We start from the raw sequence: 25,870 nt of genomic DNA on the forward strand, positions 1-25,870 counted from the left end.
CGGCATCGGGCCGACAGCGACAGGGCGAGGCGGCGCAGCGTGGGTGCGTCCGTAGGTCGGCATCGGGCTCATCTGACTGGGGTGCAAGGCGTCTCCTCGGTCGGCGTGGGAAGTCGTTGGGCACGGTCGGCGAAAATCTGGACACGATCGGCGGATGGCCGGACTTCGTCGACGACCCGGGCCTTCGACGACCGAGGCCTTCGACGACTCCGACAGGTCGGTGAGATGGCGGCATCCCACCTACAACAACCCGCGCGCCTTCAACGACAGGTAGTGGTCGGCGAGCGCGGCGGGGAGTCGCTCCGGGTCGGCGTCGACGACCTCCACGCCGAGTCGTCCGAGCGCGCTCGACGTGCGGTTGCGCAACGCGATGGTGCGCGCGGCGGCGGCGGCGTCGTAGATCTCGCGGGCGTCGTCGCGCTGGTCGAGCATGCGGCTCAACGCTGGGTCGGCGACCGAGCCGAGCACCACACGGTAGCGCTGGGCGAGCACCGACATCGGCGGCAGCAATGACTCCTCGACGGCGGCCGGTTCCAACGGCGTGAGCAGGACGACGAGCGCGCGCTGCCGGCTCAGCTTGGTGACCTCGGCGCCGAGCATCGGCCAATCCGCCTCGAGCAGAGTGGGTTCCAGTGGAGCCATCGCGTTCACCAGGTCGTTGAGCAGAGTGGTCCGCCCCGAACCCACGACACGCCGATGGACCCGACGATCTCCGGCGAGCAGGTCGACGCGGTCCCCCGCGTGCGAGGCCAACGCGGCCAGCAGGAGAGCCGCGTCCATGGCGGCGTCGAGGCGCGGGACGTCGTCGACGCGACCGGCCGAGGTGCGCGAGGTGTCCAGCACGATGATGATGTGCCGGTCCTTCTCCGGCTGCCACGTGCGGACCACCGTCGAACGGCGCCGCGCGGTGGCCCGCCAGTCGATGCTGCGGACATCGTCACCGTCGACATAGTCGCGGAGCGAGTCGAATTCGGTCCCCTGGCCGCGAATCCGAACCGCCGACCGGCCGTCGAGCTGACGGAGCCGGGCCAGCCGTGACGGGAGGTGCTTACGCGATCCGAACGGCGGCAGCGCGCGGACCTGTCCGGGGATGTAGAACGAACGCTGACGTCCGGCGATCCCGAACGGACCGCTGCGCCGGATCGTCACGCGGACCGCCTGTCGGTCACCCCGACGCGTCGGGGACAGCCGGGTGATCACCGCGCGACGCTCGCCCGCCGGGATCGTCAGTCGGGCGCGGGCGTCGCGGGCACCCGCCGACGGTTGCCACGCATCTCGTATCTGGCCGCGGAATCGGCGTGATCCGGTGTTCTCGACGATCAGTTCCGACGTGGTTCGATCGCCCAGACGGATCGGCGCCGTCGGCCGACGCATCACCCGCACCGCCGTCGTCTTGCCGGCGAGGGCGACATCGACGACGGGCACGGTCAGGCAGAACAGGAACCACAGCCACACGGTGGCGAAGCTCGGGTAGACGACGACGGGGATCGCGCCGAGGATGACCAGGGCGGGCAGCCGGCCGGTGACGAACACCGTCTCAGCGCGGAACCGGGACGGACCCGACCGCGGCGTCGAGAACGGCGGCCATCGACACACCTTCGAGTTCGGCCTCCGGCCGCAGCGAGAGCCGGTGCGCGAGCGTGGACTGCGCCAACGACTTCACGTCGTCCGGGGTGACGAAGTCGCGGCCGTTGAGCCACGCCCACGCACGACTCGTGGCCAGCAACGCGGTGGCTCCACGGGGGCTGACACCCAACGACAGCGACGGCGACATCCGTGTCGCGCGGGCGATGTCGACGATGTAGGTGATCACCTGCGGAGACACCGAGACCCGACGAACCGCGTCGGCACCGGCGACGACATCGGCAGCCGATGCCACGGGACGCAGGCCCGCAGCAGCGAGATCGCGCGGGTCGAAGCCGGCGGCATGTCGCATGACGACGGCGATCTCGTCGTCGCGCGGAGGCAGCGGAAGAGTCACCTTCACCAAGAAGCGGTCCAGCTGCGCCTCGGGCAGCGGATAGGTGCCCTCGTACTCGACAGGATTCTGGGTGGCGGCGACGAGGAACGGATTCGGCAACGGGCGCGCGACCCCGTCGACCGACACCTGCCGCTCCTCCATCGCCTCGAGCAGCGACGCCTGCGTCTTCGGCGGGGTGCGGTTGATCTCGTCGGCGAGGAGCAGGTTCGTGAAGACCGGACCCTCGCGGAAGGTGAATTCCGATGTGGCGTTGTCGTACACGAGTGAGCCGGTGACATCGCCCGGCATGAGATCCGGGGTGAACTGCACACGCTTGGTGTCGACACTCAGCGACGTCGCCACGGATCGCACCAACAGGGTCTTCGCCACCCCGGGCACACCCTCGAGGAGAATGTGGCCGCGACACAGCAGCGCGATCAGGATGCCGGCGACGGCAGCATCCTGTCCGACGACGGCTTTGGCGACCTCGTCGCGAACCGCGGCCAGAGCGGCGCGGGAGTCTCGGGTGACACCGGGGTTCATGGTCATGGCGTGCGTCGGACTTCCTTCTCGAGGGCGGTCAGATCGGTGACGAACAACAGCAGGTCGTCGGGCGTCTGCGGGAGCGCACCGGCCAGCAGCTGATGCACCTGCCGCGGATCGCGGCCGGAGGCGCGGGCGGCGGCCGCGATGATCGCGGAGACGCGGGGATCGGGCGCCGCATGGTCGGTGCCCAGGGCCGCCGTGGCAGCGGCGGCGTCGTAGGGAAGACCGAGATGGCGGGCGAGCCGGTCGGTGGTGTGGACCCGCAACTGTCCGGCAGAGCGAGAGTCGGCGCGGGCCTTGTGATACATCCGACCGCGCGCCTGGGTGGTCTCGATCGCCTTGACGACGACGGGCAGCGGCTCGGTGACGAGCGGACCGAATCGTCTTCCGCGCCAGAACATCAGGGCGAGAAGGCCGAAGAACGCGAGGAGAATCAGCGGACCGGCGGCGCGCGGGATGTCGGAGTCGCCGGCGTCGTCGGCGGGTCCGGTGTCGGCGATCGACGGCACGTACCAGAGGATGCGGTCGGAGCGACCGAAGGTGCGCAGCGCGACGCCGGCGTTGTCGAACCGGGTGATGTCGTCGTTCTGCAGCATCGCGCCGTTGACAACGACGACCTCGGGTCGACCCGACGTCGCGGGGAGTGCGATCAGTGCGGACGAGTCGTCGGTGGTGAAACACGATGTCGCACGGACATTCTGATCTATGATGCGGTATCCGAGGTCGTCGTGGAGAACGACGTCGGCGGGGGCGATGCCGGGTGTCGTGCACCGCGCGTCGACCGAATCGGTGACACCGGAGGAGAAGCTGGTCACCACGGGCAGACCCAGCAACTCGAGGCCTCGCCACGACGGCGCGACGACGATGACACGGTCGGCGCCACGCACCCGGTCGAGGAACGTGCGCGCGGTCTTCTCACCCAGATCCTCCGTGGCGCCGACGACGACGGTGGTGCCCGACCCGGGCCGCGGGTCGGCGAGCAGGTCGCGCTGACCGCGGGCGACGGCGACCGGCACACCGTGCTCGTCGAGAACGGCGGCGAGAGCGGCCGTCCCGGTGGGCCCCGGGTTCTCGGGGTCGAGCGATTCGGTGGGCGCCGGCCCTCCGCCCCCGACCACGAGGATCAGACCGGTCAGCACCGCGACGACGACGAGCGCGATCACCACCCAGAGCGCAGTCCGCCGTCGGGCCGGTGAGTGCGTGCTCGTGGGCGCCGCGGTGGGCGATGCCGTCGACGTCATGTCGACATCTCCGAGGCGGGGACCGTCGACCGCGGCCGAGTCGAGGAGATCGCCGCGTCCAGCTCGAGGACCTGCTGGGCCCGAAGCGTGGTCGCGCGACGCCCACCGTAGGCGACCTCGTCGAATGTGGTTGCCGCCACGCGCAATCGGTCGAGGTGATCCGGAAAGTGTGCGGCGAGCTCGTCGGCCACCTCGTGCGCGGTGAGCGACGGCGCATCGGGGAGGAGGGTGCGTTCGAGGCCTCGACGTGCGATCGCGCGCATACCGTCGAGCACCGCGGCGTCGGCGTCGTCTCGCGCGAGAGCGGCCTGCGCGCGTCGCCGGAACTCATCGGCGGAGACATCCCGCTCCCCGAACACACTCACCGTCTCCGCTCGCGGCGCCCGCGGCGTGCGGCGCACGAAGCGAAGGAGATACAGGCCGAGAGCGAGCAGGGTGATCGCGACGATCGCCGCGACGAATCCCGGCAGGGGCGTCGAGGCGCCGGAGATCTGACTCAGCACCGAGTCGAACCAATCCTCGATCGAACGCCAGATCCGTTCGAGAAGGCCGGGTTCGGATGATCCGTACCGCGGTTTCGACAGTTCGTCGGACAGCCAGCGCCGTGCCTCGTCGTTGTTCGGTGACAATGCGGCGAGCACGGCGGCCGTCGTCACGAGAGAATCCAGCCGTCGCGGTGCCCACCGTGCGCGACCTCGGAGGCACCCTGGGCGAGTACGAGATCGTAACCCTCACTGCGGATACGGGCATCGACGTGCAGCAGGGCGACCGTGAGCGCGATGAACGGCTGCGTGACGAGCGTCGCGAGGACCGACCCGAGCAGCGGAAGTACGAGCACGACCGGGGTGAGCAGCCCGATGTCGCCGGTGGAACCGGCCATGCCGACCACTCCTCCGGCGATCTGGAACGCACCGGAGATCACCGTCGACGCGATCGACGTCAACACGATCACGAGGACCAGCACCGCGAACGTCCGCCAGAACCGGCCGGCGGTGAGACCGAACGATCGCCGAATGGCGTCGGTCACGCCGCAGCCCTCCACCACGACGGCCGGCAGGCAGAACGCCAGCCGCACCGACAGCCAGGTTGCTCCGGCGGCGATCACGGCGAGGAGAAGCAGGCCGACGAGGATGAGGCCTCCGCCGAGGGTGAACGACCACACCGACACCACGAACAGCGGGATCGCTGCGGCCGCGCCGACGAAAAGCACCAGCACATACAGCCCGAACAGTGGTGCGAGGCGCGCTCGGGTACGTCGCCAGGTCTCGCCGACCGTCGGCGTGCGCCCGATTGCCTGCTGGTTCGCCGGGTAGGCGAACATGCCGCACAGCGCCGCCGTCACCACACCGCTCAATGTGCTCAGCAGCAGTACGCCGGAGATGAGGACCGCGTCACCGACATCGGTGCCCCAGCCGTCCGTGGCCGAGATGAACGCCAGTCCGCACAGCCCGATCACCGCGGCGACCACGAGGAACGCCGCCCAGGTGAGCAGGGTGAGACCGAGGTAGGTCCCCGGGCTCCGGCGGATCGCGGTGAAGACGGCCTGCAGGATGTCGCCGACGGCCAGTGGGCGCAACGGGATGATGCCGGGTCGGTGCGCGGCCAGCGGATTGATCCAGAGGGGCGGGGGCGGTGCGCTGGTTCCCCAGGCGGGGTGTGGTGTGGGCGCGGCCGCCGGCCCCGGAAGCGGCGTCCATCCCGGCGGGACCGGGGCAACCGGAGGACCGGCCGGCGCTGTCGGGGGTGTCGGTGGAGGCAAGGATGTCGGCGGCGCCGGGGATGTCGGAGGAGGAGGGGCACCGGGCGCGACCCAGGATCCGGGACCGGAACTCCCGGGTGGCCCGTCGTGCTCGCCGATCTCACTCATGGCCGCTGGCTCATCCCGTCTGGTCTCGTCGGGGCAGCTGATCGTCCCGGTGGTGTTGTCGGCGAAAGTACCAAAACCGGGCGGCGATCTGCCGGGTTGTCCGTCGCGCGGATGACCGCGCCGACGACGATGGTCAGGACCGGGCCGCGGTGCTCACCGCCGTCGGCGTCGTGCCGGGGCGACCTCGATGTGGTCGGCGTCGACGGGTGCGCCCGACCGCACGTCCGGTCCCACACCCGAGGCCGCGCGGACATCGACCGTGACCGGGTCGCCGGAGTCGGTGTCGGTCAACCGCAACGGCGCACCGTCGGGCTGGAGGTATCGGTCGCCCCACTGCAGCAACGCCAGCACGGTGGGCAGCAGGTCGCGGCCCATCTCGGTGAGGCGATACTCGCTGCGCGCGCGCTGTCCGGGCTCCTGATACGGCACCTTCTCGAAGATCCCGGCCTCGGTCAGTTCCTTGAGCCTCGCAGACGCCACCGCGTCGGTGATGCCGACCCGTCGGGCGAACTGTTCGAACCGGGTCGCCCCGTAGAAGGCTTCGCGCAGGATCAGGATCGCCGAGCGCGTGCCGACGATGTCGAGGGCTTTGGCGATCGAGCAGTTGCTCGCCTCCCAGGAATCTCGGTCGGCGAGTGGGCCCGTGAGCATCATGCGAGCCATCCTACATCTGACTTGACAGAACCATAGTCAGGGCGTACACCTCTGACTATAGTCATCCAAAGTCAGGTGGCCCGGAGATGGAGGAATCATGAGAAATGCGGTCATCGTCGACGCTGTCCGTACGCCGATCGGCACGGGCAAGACCGCCGGCGCACTGCATGATGTCCACGCCGTCGACCTGCTCGCGCACAGTCTCGCCGGGGTCGTCGAACGCACCGGCATCGATCCCGAGGTCATCGACGACGTGGTCACGGGTGTGGTCAGTCAGGTCGGGGAGCAGAGCTTCAACATCGCCCGCCGGGCGCTGCTGGCGGCCGGTTATCCCGAGTCGGTGCCCGGGGTGTCGGTGGATCGGCAGTGTGGCAGCGGGCAGCAGGCGATCGCGTTCGCCGCGCAGGGCGTGATCTCGGGTGCCTACGACGTCGTCGTCGCGGCCGGTGTCGAATCGATGTCTCGGGTGCCGATGGGATCGGCCGTCGTCGGGACGAGTGACCTCAACGGGCGCGCCTTCGACGCCCGCTACCCGGACGGACTCGTCGGGCAGGGCATCTCGGCCGAGCTGATCGCTGCGCGCTGGGGGATCTCGCGGACCGAGATGGACGAGTTCTCGCTGCGTTCGCACGATCTGGCGGCGGTCGCGACCAAGAACGGACTCTTCGAGAACGAGATCGCGCCGATCGCGGGACTCGACGCCGACGAGGGTATCCGTCTCGGCAGCACCGTCGCCGACCTCGCGAAGCTGCGCCCGGCCTACTACGACGACGCGATGGCGGCGCGCTTCCCGGAGATCGGATGGTCGATCACCGCGGCCAACGCGAGCCAGATCAGCGACGGATCCGCCGCGGTGCTGATCATGTCGGAGGAGAAGGCCCGCGAGATGGGGCTCAGACCCCGGGCGCGTGTGCACTCGTTCTCCGTCGCCGGCGACGATCCACTCCTGATGCTGACCGCGATCATCCCCGCAACTCGTAAAGTGCTGTCGCGCAGCGGTCTCGGCCTCTCCGACATCGACCTCTTCGAGGTCAACGAGGCCTTCGCCCCGGTCGTCCTCGCGTGGGCCACGGAACTCGACGTCGACATCGAGCGTGTCAACGTCCACGGCGGTGCGATCGCTCTCGGACATCCGCTCGGGGCCAGCGGCGCACGATTGGCGACCACGGCCGTCAACGCCCTCGAGCAGCGGGGCGAGCGGTACGCCCTGCAGACGATGTGCGAGGCCGGCGGCGTCGCCAACGCGACGATCTACGAACGGCTCGACGGTTGACGGTGCTACCGTCTGGAAGTAGAACACGTTCTACTTTGACGAAAGGCTCTCGATGACGGTCGAACAGGAAACTCTGAGCGAGAAGATCAACGCGGTGGTCGACGCCTATGTCGATCTGCTCAACTCGGGCACCGCCGAACAGATCGCCGACCTCTACGCCGCGAACGCGACCGTCGAGGATCCGATCGGCGCCGATCTGCGTACCACCCGCGACCAGCTGGTGGAGTTCTACTCGGTGATCACCGGGATGGACGAACGGACCGCGACACTCAGGTGGAAGAAGATCGCCGGGGACACGGCCGTCTTCGAGTTCACCCTGGTCACCGGGACGTCGGGGATGAAGTTCGAGATCACCCCGATCGACATCATGGTGTTCGACGCCGACGGCAAGGTGTCGTCGATGCGTGCGGTCTGGGAGCAGTCGGACCTCAAGCAGCTCTGACGTCTGTGCGTCAGCCGCGGCCCGTCGGCCGGAGCACGATCTCCTCGGGATGTGCGTCGGCCGACGTGGTCACGGCGGCCACGACCGCGCCGGCGACGCTCGACGCCTTGAGGAATCTCGACGGGTCGTAGTCGTGGCCCTCGATCGCGACGAGGTCGCGCTGCATGTCGGTGTCGATCCGGCCGGGGAACACCGACGTCACGCGGAGATCGGGTTCCTCGGCGCGCAGGGCGTCGGCGAGTGCGCGGAGGCCGAACTTGCTCGCTGCGTACGGTGCCCACCCGGGATTGGCCCGGCGGCCTGCGCCGGAGTTGATGAACACGACGTGCCCGTGCGCCTCGCGCAGTGCGGGCAGCAGGAGTCGGGTCAGCTCGGCCGCGGCCACGAGATTGACCTCGAGTACGTGGTGCCATTCCTCGACCGGTGTCTCGGCGACGCGCTCGAGGCTGCTGCCGACCCCGGCGTTGTGGACGAGGACGTCGAGGGTCGTGATCGCCTCCACGGCGGCCTCCACCTCGTCGTAGTCGGTCAGCTCGACCGCGAACGTGCTCGCCCCGTCGAGCTCGGTGGCGAGTGCATCGAGCCCGGCGGACGGTCGGCCACCGAGCAGCAGGTCGTGGCTGGGGGCGAGTTGGCGGGCGATCTCGGCGCCGAGGCCACGGCTTGCCCCGGTGATCAAAGCGGTGGGCACAGCACCAACCTACCGGTCACGGTGCGACGGCCACCCCGCTCGGGCCGCCCTTGATGCGCACCGATGCCGCACCCGGTGCAGAATCGTTGGGTGGCCCGGTATGGATTCACCCCGACTCAGCTCTCGGCGCGTGCCGCCTACCTGCTCCGCGGCAACGACCTGGGGACGATGACGAGTGCGGCTCCCAAGCTGTATCCGCACATGTGGAGTTGGGATGCCGCGTTCGTGACCGTCGGGCTGGCGCCGTTGTCGGTCGAGCGTGCAGTCATCGAGATGGACACCCTGCTCTCCGCGCAGTGGGACAACGGGATGATCCCGCACATCGTGTTCGCCAACGGCCGCGACGGCTACTTCCCGGGCCCCTCGCGGTGGGAGTGCGCCCGCCTGGCGGCCTGCGCGCCGGACTTCCCCGACACCTCGGGCATCACCCAGCCGCCGGTGCATGCGATTGCGGTGCAACGTATCCTGGATCACTCGCGACGACACGGACGTACCACCCGGGCCGTCGCCAACGAGTTCATCGACCGACGGTGGGCGTCGCTGGTGCGCTGGCACCGATGGCTCGCCCATGCGCGTGACCCGCACGGCAACGGCCGCATCACCCTGTTCCACGGTTGGGAATCGGGGATGGACAATTCACCCCGATGGGATCGACCCTACGCCAATGTTGTTCCGGGAGAGGATCTCCCACCGTTCTCACGTGCTGATCTCGATCACGTCACCGACTTCTCGATGCGTCCGTCGGACCTCGAGTACGACCGCTACATCTGGTTGGTCGAGCAGATGAAGCGGGCGAACTACGACGACGATCTGCTGCCGAAGGTGATGAGCTTCGCCGTCGAGGACGTGTTCGTCAGCGCGATCTTCTCAGTCGCCTGCGACGTGCTCGCGACGATCGGCGAGGACTACTCGAAACCGCGGTCCGACGTTCGGGACCTGCGGGCGTGGGCGGACCGGTTCCGCGCCGGAGTGGTCGCCTCGACCAACGAGCGAAACGGCGCCGCACGCGATTACGATCTGCGGGCCGACGCTTGGATCAACACCGAGACGCTCGCGGTGTTCGCGCCGCTGATCTGTGGTGGCCTCTCGCGCGAACGTGAACGCGCGCTCCTGCGTCTGTTCGACGGCCCGCGATTCTGCGGTCACCCCGACCTGCGCTACGCCGTCCCGCCGTCGACGTCGCCGATCTCGATGGACTTCAAACCGCGCGAATACTGGCGTGGACCGGTGTGGCCGGTGATGACGTGGCTGTTCAGCTGGGCGTTCGCGCGTCGTGGCTGGACCGAGCGATCGGCACGCCTGCGCGAGGAGGGTCTGCGGCAGGCGACCGATGGCGCGTTCGCGGAATACTACGAACCGTTCACGGGCGAACCGCTGGGCAGCATGCAGCAGAGTTGGACCGCGGCCGCGGTGCTCGACTGGCTCGACTGAGCCAGCGACCGTCTCGGTTGACAGTTCTTCCCCCGGAAGTGTGTTCGTCCTCCGGTTGCAACCGCAGGACGAACACACACTCGGCGGAAGAACGGATGTCGGCGCGCGGGCGCGCGGCGGCGGGTGGGGGTGCGAGTGGGTTCGGCGGCTCAGTATTCCTCGGCACCGACGAGTGCGGCCTCGTCGTCGACGTCTCGCTCGTCGGCGGCGCGCCCGCGGACGAACGACACCGCGAACACGGCCACGAGGCAGTAGAGGACCGCGAACCAGAAGGGCGCAGAGACCGAGCCGAACCAGTCGGCGAGATGTGCGACGAGGACGGCCGAGACGGCGGCACCCATCCAGCGAAGGAAGCTGTAACCGGCGCTGGACACCGACCGCGGCATCGAGTCGTCGCCCGACGACATCGCGACGCCGGTGAACAACGTGTTGAGCACACCCGACGGCAGGCCCGACAGGATGACGGCGAGACCGATCAGCCACACCTGGCCGGCGAGCACGCCGACCGCGGCGAGCGCCATGACGATGGCGTAGGTGCCGATGGCGGTGATCACGCCGCCCTTCTGCCCGACACGTTCGGCGAGCCACGGTGCGATGAACACCCCGGCGAGTGCGGTCAGCAGGCCCCAGCCGAAGAAGATCAGGCCGGCATAGATCGGCCGCAGGCCCATGGCGATCGGGGCCCAGGCGATCACGGTGAACAGTGCGCCGGTGTAAAAGGCTGAGCCGATCGACGTGATCAGCAGAGTGCGATTACGTAATGCCTTGAGCGGGTCGATGATCCGGACAGGTACCCGGGTGCTGCGCGGTCCGTCGGCGGGCAGCATGACCGCACACAGGATGGCCCCGATCAGCATGAGCACTGCGGTGCCACCGAACGGCGCACGCCAACTCCATTCGCCCAGAACGGCTCCCAGCAGAGGGCCGACCGCGAGACCGACGCCGAGTGCTGCCTCGTACAGCATGATCGCGCCGTGCTGACTACCCTTGGCGGCCGACACGATGAACGCGAGGGCGGTGGCGATGAACAGCGCATTGCCCAGACCCCACAGCACGCGATAGGCGATGAGCTGATCGATACCGCTCGCGAACGCGGAGATCCCGGCGGCCACGACGATGAACGCCAATCCGACGGTCAGGGTCCGCTTCGGGCCGAACCGGTAGGCGGTCCACCCGGTGAGCAGCATCGCGACGCACTGGACGCCGACATAGACGCCGAACAGCAGCGTCAGTTTCTCCGGCGGTGCGTTCAGCGCCTCGGCGATGCTGTTCAGGATCGGGTCGACCAGGCCGATGCCCATGAAGGCGATCACGGCGGCGAATGCGGTCACCCAGACCGTACGGGGTTGCTGTCGGAAGGTCTCCATCAGCGATGATTCGGGATGGGACGATCCGTGGTGATCGGGATGCGGCGTCGGGGACGCCGCCCGGTTGTCGGTGGCGGTCATGTGTTCCTCGTGTTCACTCGGTCGGTGTCGCTGCGCCCTCCGGCGTGGTGCCGGCGTGGGTGGGCAGCGCATCGAGTTGTTCGCGGAGTGCCTGCAGGGCGGGTGCCGCGGTGGCCAGGGCCGCGCGGTCCTCGGCGCTGAGCCCGGCCAGGGCGGCGGTCAGGATGCTGTCGCGTCGTCCGCGGACCTGGTCCAGAACATGCCGACCGTGCGGGGTGAGGTCGACCATCACAGCTCGCCGGTCGGCCGGATCCGGCCGGCGCTCGACAAGTCCGTTCTTGGTCAGCCCGTCGATCAGTGCGGTGGCCGTCGGCATACGGATCGACTCACGGTCGGCCAACGTGCCCATCCGCATGGGACCATCGTCGAGCAGGACCGACAGGGCCGAGGCCTGGGCGGCGGAGTACTCCTGGATCGGGGTACGGCGACGAAGGGCCAGGTACAACCTGGTCACGGTAGGCCGCAATGCGACCGCCAACTCGGAGACCTCGACAGCAGACACATTCGCAAGCCTAATACTTAGGCTTACGAAATAAAAGCGGACACTAGTGTGAACTGCATGACAGAACAGAAGAAGCGGTTCTCGGCCCTGCCGCCTCGTTCGCGGGCCCTGATCATCGTGGGGGCCGTGGTGCAATTCGCGCTGCAGGGCGCCGCTCTGCGGGATCTACGCCGCCGACCGGCCGGACAGATCAAGGGACCGAAGCTGCTGTGGGTCGCGCTGACCTTCGTGAACTATGTCGGCCCGATCGCCTACCTGACCTTCGGGCGCAAGGGCTGAGCTGAGCTGAGTCTCAGACCCCGATCGGCGCACCTCCGTCGCGCCAGACCGCCACGACCGCGGGCCGCGGCTGCGACGTGCCGCCGTCGGGCCAGTGGGAGGCCGGGTTGTCGGCGGAGTGGTCGTCGAGTTCGCCGGGATGCTGCACGCAGACGATCACCCGATCGCGGCCGATGATCGGTCCGCAGGTCTCCGCGCCGACCGGAACGGTCAGGAACTGCTTGGTCTCACCGCGTCGGTCTCCGTCGAGAGCGACCGCGAACAGTCCGTCGTTGCTGTCGAGCGCGTTGCCGTCCGTCGAGATCCACAGGTTGCCGTGCGGATCGAACGCCACGTTGTCGGGGCAGGAGATCGGACTCACCGCTGTCTTGTCGAAGCCGCCGAAGTAGGTGTCGGCCTCGGCCGGATCGCCACAGACCAGCAGCAGATCCCAGGTGAAGTCGGTGCCGGTGTGGTTGTCGGTGATCTCGATGATCTGGCCGTTCTTGTTCTCATTGCGCGGGTTCGCGGTGTCGGCGGCGGCCTCACCTTCTGTCCCGCGCTTGGAGTTGTTGGTCAGTGCGCAGTAGACCTTGCCCGTCCGCGGATGGGGCTCGATGTCCTCGGGGCGATCCATCTTCGTGGCGCCCACCTTGTCGGCGGCCGCCCGGGTGAAGACCGCGACCTGGGCCGGATCCATCCCGTCCACATGGCTGCGGGCGCTCCCGTCGGCGTTCACCGTGAGCAGCGGATGCCACGTGCCTGTCCCCGCGAACGAGCCACTGGGCGGGAGCTTCCCGGAACCGTCGATCGCCTGCGGCTCGTTGCCGGTGAACGACGCGACATACAGCGTGCCCTCGTCGAGGATGCCGGTGTTGTGCGTTCGCGCCGTCGCCGACAACCCGGTCTTCATCGTGCGTGACGACACGAACTTGTAGATGTACTCGAAACGCTCGTCGTCGCCGCTGTAGGCGACGACGGTGCCGGCGTCGGGTCCCGAACCCACCACATGGATCGTCGCCGACTCATGCTTCAGCCGGCCGAGCGCGCTGTGTTTGATCGGCGTCGACGACGGGTCGTGCGGATCGACCTCGACGACGTAGCCGAATCGGTTGGCCTCGTTGGGTTCCTGCGCGAGGTCGAATCGCTTGTCGAACCGTCCCCACTGGTGGTAGTCGCCGTCGTCCTCGAAGCTGTACCGCTCGAGATTCTCCTTGGTGGCCGGGTCGGTGACGGTGCTCGCGTTGCTGAAGTAGTTGTTGAAGTTCTCCTCCCCGGACAGCATCGTCCCCCACGGGGTGAGCCCGCCGGAGCAATTGGCGATCGTGCCCAGCACGGTGGTGCCGGCCGGATCTGCCGACGTGGTGACGAAGGCGCTGCCTGCTGCAGGCCCGGTGAGCCGCATCGGGGTCGATGCGGTGATCCGCCGGTTACGCTGTCCGACAACCGGTGTCAGCGCACCACTACCGGGTGTCGCGGAGACCTCGAGCACGGTGATCCCGTGGGCGGCCATCGAGATCCGGGCCTGCTGCTCGGTTGGCTCCTTCGGCTTGTAGCCGGCGAACATGAACTCCTCGGTCGTGTACTCCTGATTGCACAGGAGGTAGTGGTGACCGCTCACACCGTCGACCGGGATCAGCCCGGCGAAGTCGTTGTTGAACCCGAACTGCATGGCCTGCGCCTCGGGTGTCTGTTTCGCGAAGTCGAACTCGGGGGCCCCGGGAAGGACCGGGTCGCCCCACCGGATGACGACGTCCTGCCGGTAGCCCTGCGGGATGACCAGTGCGTCTTCGGTATTGGGTGCGACTGCGGCGAAGTTCATCCCGGGCCGCGCGCTGCCGCCGCTGGTGGCCACCGACGACGACGCGGCGCTCGAACCGGTGTCACTTCCGCACGCCGCGAGCACCGAGGTGGCGCCGAGCGCCACCGCCGCGCCGGCCGACGACCTCAGCACGGCCCGTCGGGAAGCGCTGGACCGCAGCACATCACGGAAGTACGGGTTGTCGCTCGAGTTGCCGGGCTCGTGCCAGCACGCCTCGCCACACTTGTATCGGCACGTCACCTGCGCGCGGGCCGATCGTCCGACCTGATCGCCGGATGACGCGAACAACTGCAACGGAATACGCACGGTACGGCCCTCCCCGGGACGCTCTCTGGGCTGATCGAGAACTGTCAGAACGTTAGGGAGGCGAGTGAAATGTACGGCGATCCGGGCGTGAACGGGAGACGAACACACGTTGATCATGCGGTCCGACCTGGCTGGTGTTTGGTCCCACGGGCGCGGGGTACCCCACGTCATCAACGTGAAAGGACGGTGTTTTCGATGAGCACATACGTGACCGCGAATCCCGCGACCGGACAGACCGAACGCGAGTTCCCCGGACTCGGCGACGAGGCCATCGCCGGGATCGCCGACCGGTCGCTGGCGGCCTACGGTCAGTGGCGGGACACCTCGGTCTCGCAGCGTGCCGACGCCCTGGCGCGGACGGCGGAACTGTACGAGAAGCGTGCCGACGAACTCGCCTCGGCCATCACGACCGAGATGGGAAAGCCCACCAAGGAAGCCGCCGGTGAGGTCCAGCTCGCCGCCGACATCTACCGCTGGTACGCCGACCACGGACCCGAACTGCTCGCCACCGAGGCGCTCGACCCGCAGGGAGCCGACGCCTCCATCGTGCAGCGCGTGCCGATCGGACCACTCGTCGGCGTGATGCCGTGGAACTACCCCTACTACCAGGTGGCTCGATTCGTCGCGCCGAATCTGTTGCTGGGCAACACGATCATCCTCAAGCATGCGTCGATCTGCGCGGCGTCGTCGGCGCTGATGGCGGAGATCCTGCACGACGCCGGTGTACCCGAGGACGCTTACATCAACGCGTACGCGAGCAGCAGCCAGATCGCCGACCTGCTCGCGAACCCGGCCATCCGCGGTGTCTCACTGACCGGCAGCGACGCGGCCGGGGCCGCGGTCGCGCAGGCCGCGGCGGAGAACCTCAAGAAGTCGGTCCTCGAGCTCGGCGGTTCGGACCCGTTCATCCTCCTCGACACCGCCGACATGCCGCGGACCACGAAGATCGCGGCCCGCGCCCGACTCTCCAACGCGGGTCAGGCGTGCAACTCGCCGAAGCGGTTCATCGTGCTCGACGGACTCTACGACGACTTCGTCCGCGGGCTGGTCGAGCAGTTCGAGGCGACGGCCGTCGGCGACCCCGCCGACCCGGACACCCGGATGGGCCCGCTGTCCTCGGTGTCTGCGCGCGATACCGTCGTCGAACAGATCGACACCGCGGTGAAACAGGGTGCGACGCTGCACACCGGCGGCAAGCCGCTCGACCGTGACGGCGCGTTCCTGGCCCCGACAGTGCTCACCGACATCACCCCGGACATGGACGCCTACTCCGAGGAGATCTTCGGTCCGGTGGCGATGGTCTACAAGGTCTCGTCGGCCGACGAGGCGGTCGAACTCGCCAACGACGTCGCGTTCGGTCTCAGCGGCTCGGTCTGGAGCACCGACACCGACCGCGCCGAGCAGGTCGCCGACCGGCTCGAGGTCGGCATGGCCTACATCAACGAGCACGGTACGACGCTGCCCGGACTGCCCTTCGGCGGGGTGAAGCGCTCCGGCTACGGGCGTGAGCTCGGGCGTTGGGGTCTGGGCGAGTTCGTCAACACTCGCCTGCGCAGGACCTCGAGCAAGTAGCGGCTGCCGCACCGACGGATCGGGCGGCGGCCTCAGAAGCGCCCGCCGACCCCGATCCGGCCGGATGTGCCGGAGCCGCCGAACGATCCCGGGCTGCGGCCGCCGCTGCTGTAGCCGCCGCCGAATCCACCACCGAAACCGCCACCGCCTCCCCAACCGCGGCCACCACCCATGCCACGCAGGAAGCTGTCGACGAGGATGCCTCCGAGCACGGCGCCGCCGGCCGACGGACCGGACTGCGGCTGACTCTGCTGCCACTGCACGACGTCACCCTGTGCGGCCATGAGCGCCTGATCGGCGAGCGTGCCCGCGCGGCGCGCGGTGTCGGCCGCGCCTGCGGGATCGGCGGTCCCCGCGTCGGTGGCCTCCTGCAGCAGGCGCTGTGCCTCGGCGAGGCGGGTGCGAGCCGTGGACTGGATCGCACCACGTCGAGTGGCGATGAAATCGCTTGCCGCCGAGACCTTTGCCTGCGCAGACGTGATGGCTGCGGTGAGCAGTTCAGACCTGCGCCGGCGCTCCGCCGATGCCGAGCGGGCAGAGTCCAGCGCGTTGTCGAGGTCGGCGTCGGCGTCCACGAGGGCGGTGAAGGTACCGAGCGGATCCTCGGAGAAGCGGGTGCGGGCGGCCTCGACGGCGGTGGTGGCCGCCGCGACGGCGGTGGCCAGGGCCGGCCCGCCATCGGTGGTCAGCGACGCTGCCTCGGCGAGTTCGCCGTCGACCTCCTGGATCAGGGCGGGCATCCGGGTGTGCGCTGCCGCGATGTTGCGGTCGGCGTTGTCGATCGCGTCGAGCAGTTTGTTCGCCTGGTCGAGCGCGCCTTCGGCGGAACGGATCGCCGCGACCGCGGGCCCCTGCTCACCGGCCGGTGCCGCTGCTGCCTCACGCCCCTGATCGGCGCTGCGTTCGGCGAACTCGATCTCCTCCTGGGCCAGCGTGATGTTGTTGGTGATCGACGTGAGCACCTCGTCGCCGTGCTCGGCGATCAGCGTGTCCAACTGCGTCTGCGAGTTCTCCAGGCGGGTCCGCACCCCGACGAGCTTCTGGGTCAGTTCGGCCAGTCGGCTGTCGGCGTTGATCAGCAGATTCCGCATGGCGTCGAAACTCTCCACCTGTGCGTCGAGCGCAGCGTCGACGTCGGTGCAGGTGGTGATGATCTGCACGAGCATGGACCGCCGCTCGTCCGGGGTCTCGGGGATGTCGTCGTCGAGACGCTGACGGAGTGTGAACGATTCGGCCAGCCCCGTCTTGGCGGTGGCGAGCGCCTGCGAGAACTGGGCGGTGTCGGACTCGCCGAACTCGCCGATCGCCAACTGGAGTTCCTCCTCGCTGGTGCGGATGGCGTTGTCGGTGTCGGTGAGCACCTCCCGCGACCACGGGTCGAGGACCTCGAGCGGCTGCGCCAGCAACTGGTCGCCGGTCAGTTCCTGCTCGCGCACCGCGTCGAGCCCGGCCTCGATCCGTCGGCGTTTGCGCCGACGCGTGTACATCAGGGCGCCCGCGCCGCCGACGACGGCGACCCCGCCGACGGCCGCTGCGGTGATCAGTCCGGTGTTCGACGGCGTCATCGCCGACGTGATGCCGCTGACGGCCGCCTCGCCTGCGCCGGCCCAGTTGCCGTCCTTCAGGGCGGGGACGATGTCTCCGCGCGCGATGTCGTCGAGGGCGTCCTGATCCAGTCCGTCGATCGACTCCGGGGAGGAGAAGTAGTAGCCGCGATCCTCGGTCGCGACCGCGAGGAGAACATCGCGGTCACCGAGATCGCTTGCTGCAGCAGTCTGTTGGGCCCACTGCTCGGGCGACAGTCCGTCGAAGCTCCGGACGTAGGCCACCCACAGCTGGATCTCGTGGTCGGTGTAGAGCTGATCGATCGACCCCAGCAGATGGCCGCGCTGCCCGTCGGTCAGCACGTTGGCGGGGTCGACCACCTGGGTGGGCAGTCGAGACGGCGGCTCGGCGTGCACCGGTCCGGAGACACCGGGGAGGAGGAGCGCGGCGACGACCGCGACGACGAGCAGACCGAGCCGACGGATGAGCGTGGCGGTGGCAGGCATGCGTCCCAATCTAACGGTCAGCCAACCGGTCGACGACAGACCATGCCCACCGACTCACCGCGTCAGCTGTTGTGCGAGTCCCGCCACTTGCAGAGCGCCTCGAGCACGGTCAGATCGTAATCCGGGCCGCCGGCACCGATGGTGATCAGCGAGATACCCGCCGCGACCAGCTCATCCGCCTTCTTCAGCGCATCGTCGGGATCGGTCGAGTTGAGCCCGGCCGAGTGCTCGATCGCCGACGGATCGCGTCCGACGTCGGCGCAGTGCCGGTCGAGGATCTCCGACTTGCGCTCATAGGTCGGCACATCGACGAAGTAGTGCCAGATGTTCGCGTACTCGGCGACGTGCCGCAACGTCTTCTTCTCGCCGCCGCCACCGATGAGCACCGGGATGTCGCGGGTCGGGGCCGGATTGAGCTTGCCGAGGCGGTCGGAGATCCGCGGCAGCGCTGCACCGAGATCGTCGAGACGACCACCAGCGGTGCCGAACTCGTAGCCGTACTCGTCGTAGTCCTTCTGGAACCAACCGGAGCCGATGCCGAGGATGAGCCGCCCGTCGGAGATGTGATCGACGGTCCGCGCCATGTCGGCGAGCAGTTCCGGATTGCGGTAGGAGTTGCACGTCACCAGGGCGCCGATCTCGACGCGGGTGGTCTGCTCGGCCCAGGCGCCCAACATCGTCCAGCACTCGAAGTGCTCCCCGTCGGGGTCGCCGTAGAGCGGATAGAAGTGGTCCCAGTTGAAGGCGATGTCGACGCCGAGATCCTCGGCACGCCGGACGGCGTCGCGGATCCGGGAGTACTGCGGCGCGTGCTGCGGCTGCAGCTGGACACCGATACGGACGGGGAAATCGCGGGCGGTGAAGGTCATGACGCCAGTCTGCCGAAAGAAGGGCGGCACGTCATTGTCCGAATTCGCGGACCACGCGCACGATAAGCGGGGACCGTGACCTCTGCACCGATGGCGCCCGAGCTCTCCGCACTGCGTCGGCGCACCAGCGTGAAGTGGTGGTCCCACCCCGACGACGTCCTGCCGATGTTCGTCGCGGAGATGGATTTCGCGCTCGCGCCCGTCGTCGCCGACGCGATGGTCGCGCAGACCCGGACCTCCGACGTCGGGTACTGCAACGGTCCCGGACAGGTCGGAGAGGCGTTCCGCGGATTCGCCGATCGTCAGTGGGCCTGGGCTGTCGATCCCCGCCGACGTCCGCCTGACGACCGATGTGAGCGCGGTGATCGTCGAGGCACTGCGCGTGGCCATCGAGCACGACGACCAGGTCATCATCACCCCACCCGTGTACCCGCCGTTCTTCGGGCTGATCCCCGGGGCCGGTGGCGCCTCGTCGAGGTTCCGCTGTTGTGCCGGAGTCCAGGAGACTGGTCGCTGGATCTGACCGGCATCGAGGATGCACTTCGCGCGGGCGCCCGGGCGGTGTTGCTGTGTCACCCGCACAATGCTCCGGGGCCGGTGCATCCCCGCGAGGATCTCGCCGCAGTGGCCGAACTGGCCGCAGCCCACGATGCCGTCGTGGTCAGCGACGAGATCCACGCCCCGCTCGTCCATCACCTCGAGCCGACGTTCGTCCCGTTCCCGTCGGTGCGCGACGCCGCCCGCGAGGTCGGCATCGCCGCACCGAGGCGGCCTTCACCGGCGGTGACGACTGGTGGTGCTGCACCGCCCGGCGGCGTCGTACCTCGCCTGGCTCGACCTGCGCGCACTCGGGCTCGGCGACGACCCGGCCGTCGCGATCCTCGAACACGGACGCCTCGCGCTGCACTGCACTCCCGCCCCGCGTTCGGTGAGCAGGGCCGCGGCTTCGCCCGGGTGACCGTCGGATGTGCCCCGGAACTGGTCGAGCAGGGTGTGCAACGCATCGTCGACACTGTGCACGCCCTCGGGCGGTGAGTCCGCTGGAGGGTCGTTGACCTCTGCTTTTCCGGCGTTGCAACGTTGGGTACGTCGCTGCAACGCAGGTGCAACGAGCTCTCTCCTACTCTGTGCAACAGATCACATGTCCACCGGTGCGTGGCGCGTGTGACACCCCTGACACCTCAATCGGAACAACATGAGGAGCACGAGATGAGCGTCTACGCGAAGCCGGGTACCGAGGGATCGGTGATGAGCTTTGAGTCGCGATACGACAACTGGATCGGTGGCCAGTGGACCCCGCCGGTGAAGGGTCAGTACTTCGAGAATCCGTCGCCGGTCGACGGCAAGACGTTCTGCGAGGTGGCGCGGTCGACCGCCGAGGACATCGAGCTCGCGCTCGACGCCGCCCACAAGGCCGCACCGCAGTGGGGCAAGGTCTCCGTCGCCGAGCGGTCGCTGGTGTTGCTGCGCATCGCTGATCGTCTCGAGGAGAACCTCGAGAAGGTCGCCGTCGCCGAGACGTGGGACAACGGCAAGGCCGTCCGCGAGACCCTCGCCGCCGACATCCCGCTGGCGATCGACCACTTCCGCTACTTCGCCGGCGCGCTGCGCGCCCAGGAGGGTTCGATCTCGGAGGTCGACGAGGACACCGTCGCCTACCACTTCCACGAGCCGCTCGGCGTCGTCGGGCAGATCATCCCGTGGAACTTCCCGATCCTGATGGCCGTGTGGAAGCTGGCCCCCGCCCTCGCCGCCGGCAACGCGGTGGTGCTCAAGCCGGCCGAGCAGACCCCGGCGTCGATCCTCTACGTCATGAGCCTGATCGCGGATCTGCTGCCGGCCGGTGTGGTGAACATCGTCAACGGCTTCGGCGTGGAGGCCGGCAAGCCACTGGCCTCGAGCAACCGCATCCGCAAGATCGCCTTCACCGGTGAGACCACCACCGGCCGCCTGATCATGCAGTACGCCTCGGAGAACCTCATCCCGGTCAGCCTGGAGCTCGGTGGCAAGAGCCCGAACATCTTCTTCGACGATGTGATGAGCAAGGACGACGGCTTCCTCGACCGTGCGCTGGAAGGCTTCTCGATGTTCGCGCTCAACCAGGGCGAGGTCTGCACCTGCCCGAGCCGCGCGCTGATCCAGGAGAGCATCTACGACGACTTCATCGCCAAGGCCGTCGACCGCGTCAATCAGATCAAGCAGGGCAACCCGCTGGACACCGACACGATGATGGGTGCGCAGGCCTCCAACGATCAGTTCGAGAAGATCAGCTCCTACCTGGCCATCGGCCGGGAAGAGGGCGCGAAGGTGCTCACCGGTGGCGAGCCCGCCGATCTCGGCGGCGACCTGTCGGGCGGCTTCTACATCAAGCCGACCGTCTTCGACGGCCACAACAAGATGCGCATCTTCCAGGAGGAGATCTTCGGCCCGGTGCTCGCGGTGACGACGTTCAAGGACTACGCGGACGCCATCCACATCGCCAACGACACCCTCTACGGCCTCGGCGCCGGTGTGTGGAGCCGTGACGGCGCCACCGCCTACCGCGCGGGACGTGAGATCCAGGCCGGTCGTGTGTGGACGAACACCTATCACGACTACCCGGCACACGCCGCGTTCGGCGGCTACAAGCAGTCGGGCATCGGTCGCGAGAACCACCTGATGATGCTGGAGCACTACCAGCAGACGAAGAACCTGCTGGTTGGTTACGCTCAGAACGCCAAGGGTTTCTTCTGATCCGAAGAGGTGCAACAGATGACCACCGAACAAACGATCCCTGATCGGGTGGTCGCCACAGACTCCGCCGTGCAGCTCCTGACAAAATTGTCGGAGCTGCACGGCGGACTCATGATCCACCAGTCGGGTGGATGCTGTGACGGCTCGGCCCCCATGTGTTATCCGGTCGGCGAGTACCGCGTGGGCCAGCGCGACGTGCTCGTCGGCGAGATCGAACTCCCCGAGCTGATTCCCGATGTCCGCGTGTGGATCAACGGAGACCAGTTCGATCTGTGGAAGCACACGCAGTTGATCCTCGACGTCGTGAAGGGCCGCGGCGCGGGGTTCAGTCTCGAAGCCCCCGAAGGTGTCCGGTTCCTCTCGCGGGCAAGGGCTTTCAGCCCGGAGGAGAACGAGGCGCTGGCGGCCAGTCCGCCGCTCACCGGCGCGACGGCGGGAATCTAGCTCGCCGACAACACACCTCACAACCTCATTCGGGTGAGGTCACATCACTGGCGAGGGTGAGTCGTCGAGCCACCACGCGCGCACCATGCCCGGCGGCCTGCCCGGCTCGATGTAATGCTCGGTGCCGAACGCGAACGGGAACGCCTCGACGGGGATCTCGAGCAGCTGCCGGACGTCGCTCTGACTGGCGTGACAGGCGAGCGCCTCGCGCTTGGCCAGCACGTCGTCGCCCAGGTCCACCGCCCAGTGCAGCTCGGCCTCGGGCGTGCCGATGGGGTTGCCGTCGTCGCCGCTGGTGTCCGGGTCGAAACCCTCCATACCCATCTCGGTCATGGCCACGAACAACTGTCGCATCAGATCTCGATTCATGGTGACCTCGAGATAGCGGGGCCGGCGCGCCGCGATCTCGACCGCGGCCAGCGTCGTGCGGTGCAACATGATGTGATCCGGATGGCCGTATCCGCCGTGCCAGTCGTAGCCGACGACGACGTCGGCGGCCTCCTCGTCGAACAGGTCGCCGAGTCGGCGGGCGGCCTCGTCGGGATCGGCGCGAGAGAAGATGCCGTCGGCGTGATTGCGTGCCCATCCAGTCATCCCGGAGTCGGAGTAGCCCAGCCACGCGACCCGCGCGGTCCCGGTGATGAGCGCTGAGGCCTCGGCCTCGCCGCGTCGTCGACTCGCGATCGTCTCGCCGGGCGCCAGGTCGTCGGGCACGTCGTCAGGATCGATTTCCCCGTCGCTACGCTCGCCCGGATCGATTTCCCCGTCGCTACGCTCGCCCGGATCGCCATCGGTGCAATAGACGACGACCACCCGGTGTCCTTCGCGCGATGCGCGGATCATGCTGCCCGCCGTTGCCGTGCCCTCGTCGTCGGGGTGGGCATGGACGAAAACGATTGTGCTCACGGCCTCGATCATGTCATCGGTTGCGGCGGGCACGATCGTGACATGCTGCGCCCGGACGGGACGCCGGAAGGTGACGCCGACGACGTGGTCACCACGATCCAGGCGATCACCGAGCACTGGACCTGAACACCACCAGTCCCAAACCGGCGAGCACCAGCACGCCGACATAGCCCGCCGCGCCGGCCCAGCCGAACGACGAGAAAGCCAGTCCGCCAAGCGCTCCCACGACAGAGCTGCCGAGATAGTAGTGGAACAGATAGAGCGACGATGCTTCCGCACGGTGGTCCGTGGCGCGTGCCGAGACCCAGCCGCTGGCGACGGAGTGGGCGGCGAAGAAGCCTGCGGTGAACAGGAACATGCCGACGAGGACCGTGGGCAACCAGTCCGGAACGGTCAGTCCGAGGCCGGCGAGCATGATGAACACGGACGCGACCAACACGCCCCGACGGCCCATCCGGTCGGCCAGGCGACCCGCGTAGGTGGCGGAGAACGTGCCGGCCAGATACATGAGGAACACGGTCGCGACGACAGCTTCGCTGAGGTCGAAGGGGTGCTGAAGCAGGCGGTATCCGAGGAAGTTGTAGACCGTGACGAACCCGCCCATCAGCACGAACGCGACGATGAACAGCGGCAGCAGCGCGGGATCGCGGAGGTGATCGCCGAGATTGCGCAGAGTCGTCGTCGGCGAGACGTGCTGCGGGGTGAAGAATCGCGACGCCGGAACCGTCGTCCAGAAGACGAGCGCGAACGCCAGAGAGACGAGGCACGCGATCTCCAGCGCCCACTGCCACGACACCAGGTCGACGGCGAACCCGGGGATGAGTCGCCCGGTCAGGCCGCCGATCGTCGTGCCCGCGACGTACCGGCCCATCGCAGTGCCGAGCGAGCGTCCGTCGACCTCCTCCGCGAGGTAGGCCATCGCGACAGCGGGCACCCCGGCGCAGAGCACGCCCTGCAGCGCCCGTCCGCCGAGCATCACCTCGATCGTCGGCGACCAGGGCAGCAGGATGCCGATCACAGACGCGGCGACCGCGGAGATGACCATGACGCGAACGCGGCCGAATCGTTCGGAGAGGACGCTCGCGGGGATGATCGCGGCCGCCAGGAAACCGGTCGTCAACGACACCGCGAGCGCGGACGTCGTCGGCGAGATGCCGAAATGGTCCGAGAGTTGCGGGAGCAGTGCCTGCACGTAGTACAGCGCCATGAACGTCGTCATGCCCGCGGCGAACAGTGCGATCGTCGCGCGTCGATACCCGTGAGTGCCAGGAAGGTGGCGGGTCGTGGTGGTCATGGTGTCCGTCGTCGTCATCGTCGTCCAGCGTCACACCACGACTCCTGTTGCTCAAAATGAATTGTTGTATGATTTCTCGTTCAATATTGAATAATTGCAGCTAACGTGGGTGCCATGCACCACGAACTCGACTGGTTCATCGCGATCGCCGAAGCGGAGAACCTGACGGCAGCGGGCGAGCAGGTCCGGGTGTCGCAGCCGACCCTGTCCCGGTTCGTCGGACGTCTGGAAGCCGACCTCGGTGTCGAGCTGTTCGATCGGCACGGGCGACGGCTGGTGCTCAACAGGTTCGGGCAGGTCTACCTCGAACGCACGCGACGTGCCCGCGTGCAGCTGGACGCGGCCCGCCGCGAGATCGACGAGTTGCGCCGCCCGGCTCGAGGCGTCGTCCGACTCGCATTCCTGCACTCCTTCGGCATGATGCTCGTGCCGGATCTCATCCGTGGCTTCCGTGACGCCAACCCGCGTGCCCGGTTCACGCTGACGCAGGACGCCGCGGCCACGGTCATCGATCACGTGGTGAACGGCGACGCCGATCTCGCGATCGTCTCGCCGAGGCCCATGCGTACCGACACGGCGTGGCACGCGATCGCCGAACAGACGCTGGCGCTGGTGGTTCCGCGTGGTCATCGCTTCGCGGACCGCACCACGATCGGACTCGCCGAGGTCGCCGACGACGAGTTCATCGTCATGGAACGCGGATTCGGCATGCGGCGGATCTTCGACGAGCTGTGTGCCGCCGCCGACATCGCGCCGACCGTCACGTTCGAGTCGGCCGAACTGACGACCATCACCGGACTCGTCGGAGCCGGACTCGGCATCGGGGTCGTGCCGGTCGACGACCCGGACCCGCAGCGCGGAGCCGCGTCCGACGTCGCGCTGATCCCGCTGACGGGGGAAACCCGTGAGATAGGCCTGACCTGGTTCCGTCCGCGACCGCTGCCCGAGGCGGCGGAACGATTCAAGGAATTCGTGGTGCGGAGAAATGCGGGCACGCCGCCGCATACACGAACCCGATCCCGGAATTGATCATGGTGATATCTGCGCAGAAAGGGTGGATACGGACGTAGTCAGTTCGTCGGCGTGCGAGCGCTGTGTCCGAGAACGACTCCACTCACAACGATGTCATGGAGGCACGATCCGAATGGACCGCGGACGCGGCGTCGTCGGGTCAGTGGTGGGCGACTCGACAGTTGGGCACCATCCCGCGTGGTCAGACCGCCACGCTGGCCGAGTTGTTGCTCCAGGCCGGTGACAAGGCCGTCGTCGACGACTACGGCATCTCCAGCCAGCCCAACACCCCGGGCGCCAAGGTGAACGTCGACAACGTGAGTTTCAACGGCTGCACGACCCAACTTCGCCGCCACAGGTGCGGGTGGCGCCTTCGGTTCGCTGGAGTCGCTCATTCCCTGACCGGAAGTGGCTCGGCCGCCTGAGCGTTCCGCGGAACGTTCAGGCGGCCGCCGCCGACCGGTGTGGTTGCGTCGGCGGCGATGTCGGGGTTGGGCTCCCAACCGTCGGGCGTGCCGGTGGCCGGTGCGCGTTCGATCACCGAACCAT

The 25,870-nt window shown here is 68.2% G+C and carries 24 protein-coding genes and 1 pseudogene; 11 read left to right on the plus strand and 14 right to left on the minus strand.

The genetic code is table 11. The features are described 5' to 3' along the window. Positions 1 to 240: 240 nt before the first annotated feature. From QSJ19_RS20030 to QSJ19_RS20055, 6 genes are all read right to left on the minus strand, one after another. The gene (locus QSJ19_RS20030) at positions 241 to 1,533 is read right to left on the minus strand and encodes a DUF58 domain-containing protein (protein WP_286322754.1); all 1,293 of its coding nucleotides are present in this window, start codon (positions 1,531 to 1,533) and stop codon (positions 241 to 243) included. 4 nt (positions 1,534 to 1,537) lie between these two features. Then, complete coding sequence (locus QSJ19_RS20035; RefSeq protein WP_286322755.1) at positions 1,538 to 2,509, minus strand: AAA family ATPase; 972 nt, start codon at positions 2,507 to 2,509, stop codon at positions 1,538 to 1,540. Further along, the gene (locus tag QSJ19_RS20040) at positions 2,506 to 3,747 is read right to left on the minus strand and encodes a DUF4350 domain-containing protein (RefSeq protein ID WP_286322756.1); all 1,242 of its coding nucleotides are present in this window, start codon (positions 3,745 to 3,747) and stop codon (positions 2,506 to 2,508) included. The genes QSJ19_RS20035 and QSJ19_RS20040 overlap by 4 nt, the downstream gene beginning before the upstream one ends. Then, on the minus strand, positions 3,744 to 4,403 hold the full coding sequence (locus QSJ19_RS20045; RefSeq protein WP_286322757.1) for a DUF4129 domain-containing protein: 660 nt from the start codon (positions 4,401 to 4,403) through the stop codon (positions 3,744 to 3,746). Before QSJ19_RS20045 ends, QSJ19_RS20040 begins: the two co-directional genes overlap by 4 nt. Further along, complete coding sequence (locus QSJ19_RS20050) at positions 4,400 to 5,614, minus strand: glycerophosphoryl diester phosphodiesterase membrane domain-containing protein (protein ID WP_286322758.1); 1,215 nt, start codon at positions 5,612 to 5,614, stop codon at positions 4,400 to 4,402. Before QSJ19_RS20050 ends, QSJ19_RS20045 begins: the two co-directional genes overlap by 4 nt. 153 nt (positions 5,615 to 5,767) lie before the next feature. Continuing rightward, positions 5,768 to 6,277, minus strand: coding sequence for a winged helix-turn-helix transcriptional regulator (locus QSJ19_RS20055; RefSeq protein WP_286322759.1), 510 nt, complete (start codon positions 6,275 to 6,277; stop codon positions 5,768 to 5,770). Between the two features lie 88 nt (positions 6,278 to 6,365). On the opposite strand from QSJ19_RS20055, the gene QSJ19_RS20060 reads away from it, so the two are divergent. Together QSJ19_RS20060 and QSJ19_RS20065 are read left to right on the plus strand one after the other, a co-directional pair. Further along, entirely contained in the window at positions 6,366 to 7,541 is a 1,176-nt protein-coding gene (locus QSJ19_RS20060) for a thiolase family protein (protein WP_286322760.1), read from the plus strand. A 52-nt stretch (positions 7,542 to 7,593) separates the two neighbouring features. Next, complete coding sequence (locus tag QSJ19_RS20065) at positions 7,594 to 7,983, plus strand: nuclear transport factor 2 family protein (RefSeq protein WP_286322762.1); 390 nt, start codon at positions 7,594 to 7,596, stop codon at positions 7,981 to 7,983. A 10-nt stretch (positions 7,984 to 7,993) separates the two neighbouring features. On the opposite strand, the gene QSJ19_RS20070 is transcribed toward QSJ19_RS20065, so the two are convergent. Continuing rightward, entirely contained in the window at positions 7,994 to 8,674 is a 681-nt protein-coding gene (locus QSJ19_RS20070) for an SDR family oxidoreductase (RefSeq protein ID WP_286322763.1), read from the minus strand. A gap of 90 nt (positions 8,675 to 8,764) precedes the next feature. Here QSJ19_RS20070 and ggh point away from each other — a divergent pair, with 90 nt between their 5' ends. Beyond that, the gene (gene ggh, locus QSJ19_RS20075; protein ID WP_286322764.1) at positions 8,765 to 10,105 is read left to right on the plus strand and encodes a glucosylglycerate hydrolase; all 1,341 of its coding nucleotides are present in this window, start codon (positions 8,765 to 8,767) and stop codon (positions 10,103 to 10,105) included. 149 nt (positions 10,106 to 10,254) lie between these two features. Here the strand turns inward: ggh and QSJ19_RS20080 are convergent, their stop codons facing one another. Both QSJ19_RS20080 and QSJ19_RS20085 read right to left on the minus strand, forming a co-directional pair. Next, on the minus strand, positions 10,255 to 11,553 hold the full coding sequence (locus tag QSJ19_RS20080) for an MFS transporter (RefSeq protein ID WP_286322765.1): 1,299 nt from the start codon (positions 11,551 to 11,553) through the stop codon (positions 10,255 to 10,257). A gap of 13 nt (positions 11,554 to 11,566) precedes the next feature. After that, a complete protein-coding gene (locus QSJ19_RS20085; protein ID WP_286322766.1) occupies positions 11,567 to 12,055 on the minus strand; it encodes a MarR family winged helix-turn-helix transcriptional regulator in 489 nt (162 codons plus the stop codon). 57 nt (positions 12,056 to 12,112) lie between these two features. Here QSJ19_RS20085 and QSJ19_RS20090 point away from each other — a divergent pair, with 57 nt between their 5' ends. Continuing rightward, entirely contained in the window at positions 12,113 to 12,334 is a 222-nt protein-coding gene (locus QSJ19_RS20090) for a PLDc N-terminal domain-containing protein (RefSeq protein ID WP_286322767.1), read from the plus strand. Positions 12,335 to 12,347: 13 nt separating this feature from the next. Here the strand turns inward: QSJ19_RS20090 and QSJ19_RS20095 are convergent, their stop codons facing one another. Further along, complete coding sequence (locus tag QSJ19_RS20095; RefSeq protein WP_286322768.1) at positions 12,348 to 14,441, minus strand: PhoX family protein; 2,094 nt, start codon at positions 14,439 to 14,441, stop codon at positions 12,348 to 12,350. Between the two features lie 195 nt (positions 14,442 to 14,636). Here QSJ19_RS20095 and QSJ19_RS20100 point away from each other — a divergent pair, with 195 nt between their 5' ends. Next, positions 14,637 to 16,013, plus strand: coding sequence for an NAD-dependent succinate-semialdehyde dehydrogenase (locus QSJ19_RS20100; RefSeq protein WP_286322769.1), 1,377 nt, complete (start codon positions 14,637 to 14,639; stop codon positions 16,011 to 16,013). Positions 16,014 to 16,045: 32 nt separating this feature from the next. On the opposite strand, the gene QSJ19_RS20105 is transcribed toward QSJ19_RS20100, so the two are convergent. After that, on the minus strand, positions 16,046 to 18,064 hold the full coding sequence (locus QSJ19_RS20105) for a TPM domain-containing protein (RefSeq protein ID WP_286322770.1): 2,019 nt from the start codon (positions 18,062 to 18,064) through the stop codon (positions 16,046 to 16,048). A gap of 62 nt (positions 18,065 to 18,126) precedes the next feature. Then, positions 18,127 to 18,933 carry an LLM class F420-dependent oxidoreductase gene (locus QSJ19_RS20110; RefSeq protein ID WP_286322771.1) on the minus strand — a complete coding sequence of 269 codons (807 nt, stop codon included), beginning with the start codon at positions 18,931 to 18,933 and terminating at the stop codon, positions 18,127 to 18,129. A gap of 75 nt (positions 18,934 to 19,008) precedes the next feature. Here QSJ19_RS20110 and QSJ19_RS20115 point away from each other — a divergent pair, with 75 nt between their 5' ends. The 3 genes from QSJ19_RS20115 to QSJ19_RS20125 all read left to right on the plus strand — a co-directional run bounded on the left by QSJ19_RS20115 (position 19,009) and on the right by QSJ19_RS20125 (position 22,110). Then, positions 19,009 to 19,968 carry an aminotransferase class I/II-fold pyridoxal phosphate-dependent enzyme gene (locus tag QSJ19_RS20115; protein WP_353507164.1) on the plus strand — a complete coding sequence of 320 codons (960 nt, stop codon included), beginning with the start codon at positions 19,009 to 19,011 and terminating at the stop codon, positions 19,966 to 19,968. A 174-nt stretch (positions 19,969 to 20,142) separates the two neighbouring features. Further along, positions 20,143 to 21,666, plus strand: a complete 1,524-nt coding sequence (gene exaC, locus QSJ19_RS20120) for an acetaldehyde dehydrogenase ExaC (protein WP_286322772.1) — start codon at positions 20,143 to 20,145, stop codon at positions 21,664 to 21,666. Positions 21,667 to 21,684: 18 nt separating this feature from the next. Then, on the plus strand, positions 21,685 to 22,110 hold the full coding sequence (locus tag QSJ19_RS20125; RefSeq protein ID WP_286322773.1) for a DUF779 domain-containing protein: 426 nt from the start codon (positions 21,685 to 21,687) through the stop codon (positions 22,108 to 22,110). A gap of 39 nt (positions 22,111 to 22,149) precedes the next feature. On the opposite strand, the gene QSJ19_RS20130 is transcribed toward QSJ19_RS20125, so the two are convergent. Beyond that, entirely contained in the window at positions 22,150 to 23,016 is an 867-nt protein-coding gene (locus QSJ19_RS20130; RefSeq protein WP_286322774.1) for a PIG-L deacetylase family protein, read from the minus strand. Here QSJ19_RS20130 and QSJ19_RS20135 point away from each other — a divergent pair. Next, positions 22,993 to 23,142 carry a hypothetical protein gene (locus QSJ19_RS20135; protein WP_286322775.1) on the plus strand — a complete coding sequence of 50 codons (150 nt, stop codon included), beginning with the start codon at positions 22,993 to 22,995 and terminating at the stop codon, positions 23,140 to 23,142. The two genes, QSJ19_RS20130 and QSJ19_RS20135, sit on opposite strands and share 24 nt — an antisense overlap. Here QSJ19_RS20135 and QSJ19_RS20140 read toward each other — a convergent pair. After that, on the minus strand, positions 23,123 to 24,310 hold the full coding sequence (locus QSJ19_RS20140; protein WP_286322776.1) for an MFS transporter: 1,188 nt from the start codon (positions 24,308 to 24,310) through the stop codon (positions 23,123 to 23,125). The genes QSJ19_RS20135 and QSJ19_RS20140 overlap by 20 nt on opposite strands. 114 nt (positions 24,311 to 24,424) lie before the next feature. Between QSJ19_RS20140 and QSJ19_RS20145 the strand changes: the two genes are divergently transcribed. After that, positions 24,425 to 25,339: a LysR family transcriptional regulator gene (locus QSJ19_RS20145; protein ID WP_286322777.1), complete on the plus strand. Its 915-nt coding sequence runs from the start codon at positions 24,425 to 24,427 to the stop codon at positions 25,337 to 25,339. A 125-nt stretch (positions 25,340 to 25,464) separates the two neighbouring features. Beyond that, a pseudogene (locus QSJ19_RS20150) lies at positions 25,465 to 25,723 on the plus strand (hypothetical protein); the annotation flags it as partial. Between the last annotated feature and the right edge of the window lie 147 nt (positions 25,724 to 25,870).

The sequence above is a fragment of the Gordonia sp. ABSL11-1 genome (assembly GCF_030315685.1).
In the GTDB taxonomy this organism is placed as follows: domain Bacteria; phylum Actinomycetota; class Actinomycetes; order Mycobacteriales; family Mycobacteriaceae; genus Gordonia.

Coding starts and splice junctions, on each gene's coding strand:
- exaC (WP_286322772.1), top strand. CDS start 20,143: ATGAGCGTCTACGCGAAGCCGGGTACCGAGGGATCGGTGATGAGCTTT.
- QSJ19_RS20080 (WP_286322765.1), bottom strand. CDS start 11,553: ATGACCGCCACCGACAACCGGGCGGCGTCCCCGACGCCGCATCCCGAT.
- QSJ19_RS20140 (WP_286322776.1), bottom strand. CDS start 24,310: ATGACCACCACGACCCGCCACCTTCCTGGCACTCACGGGTATCGACGC.
- QSJ19_RS20125 (WP_286322773.1), top strand. CDS start 21,685: ATGACCACCGAACAAACGATCCCTGATCGGGTGGTCGCCACAGACTCC.
- QSJ19_RS20035 (WP_286322755.1), bottom strand. CDS start 2,509: ATGACCATGAACCCCGGTGTCACCCGAGACTCCCGCGCCGCTCTGGCC.
- QSJ19_RS20145 (WP_286322777.1), top strand. CDS start 24,425: ATGCACCACGAACTCGACTGGTTCATCGCGATCGCCGAAGCGGAGAAC.
- QSJ19_RS20135 (WP_286322775.1), top strand. CDS start 22,993: ATGGACGAAAACGATTGTGCTCACGGCCTCGATCATGTCATCGGTTGC.
- QSJ19_RS20105 (WP_286322770.1), bottom strand. CDS start 18,064: ATGCCTGCCACCGCCACGCTCATCCGTCGGCTCGGTCTGCTCGTCGTC.
- QSJ19_RS20040 (WP_286322756.1), bottom strand. CDS start 3,747: ATGACGTCGACGGCATCGCCCACCGCGGCGCCCACGAGCACGCACTCA.
- QSJ19_RS20090 (WP_286322767.1), top strand. CDS start 12,113: ATGACAGAACAGAAGAAGCGGTTCTCGGCCCTGCCGCCTCGTTCGCGG.
- QSJ19_RS20100 (WP_286322769.1), top strand. CDS start 14,637: ATGAGCACATACGTGACCGCGAATCCCGCGACCGGACAGACCGAACGC.
- QSJ19_RS20065 (WP_286322762.1), top strand. CDS start 7,594: ATGACGGTCGAACAGGAAACTCTGAGCGAGAAGATCAACGCGGTGGTC.
- QSJ19_RS20060 (WP_286322760.1), top strand. CDS start 6,366: ATGAGAAATGCGGTCATCGTCGACGCTGTCCGTACGCCGATCGGCACG.
- QSJ19_RS20110 (WP_286322771.1), bottom strand. CDS start 18,933: ATGACCTTCACCGCCCGCGATTTCCCCGTCCGTATCGGTGTCCAGCTG.
- QSJ19_RS20055 (WP_286322759.1), bottom strand. CDS start 6,277: ATGGCTCGCATGATGCTCACGGGCCCACTCGCCGACCGAGATTCCTGG.
- QSJ19_RS20050 (WP_286322758.1), bottom strand. CDS start 5,614: ATGAGTGAGATCGGCGAGCACGACGGGCCACCCGGGAGTTCCGGTCCC.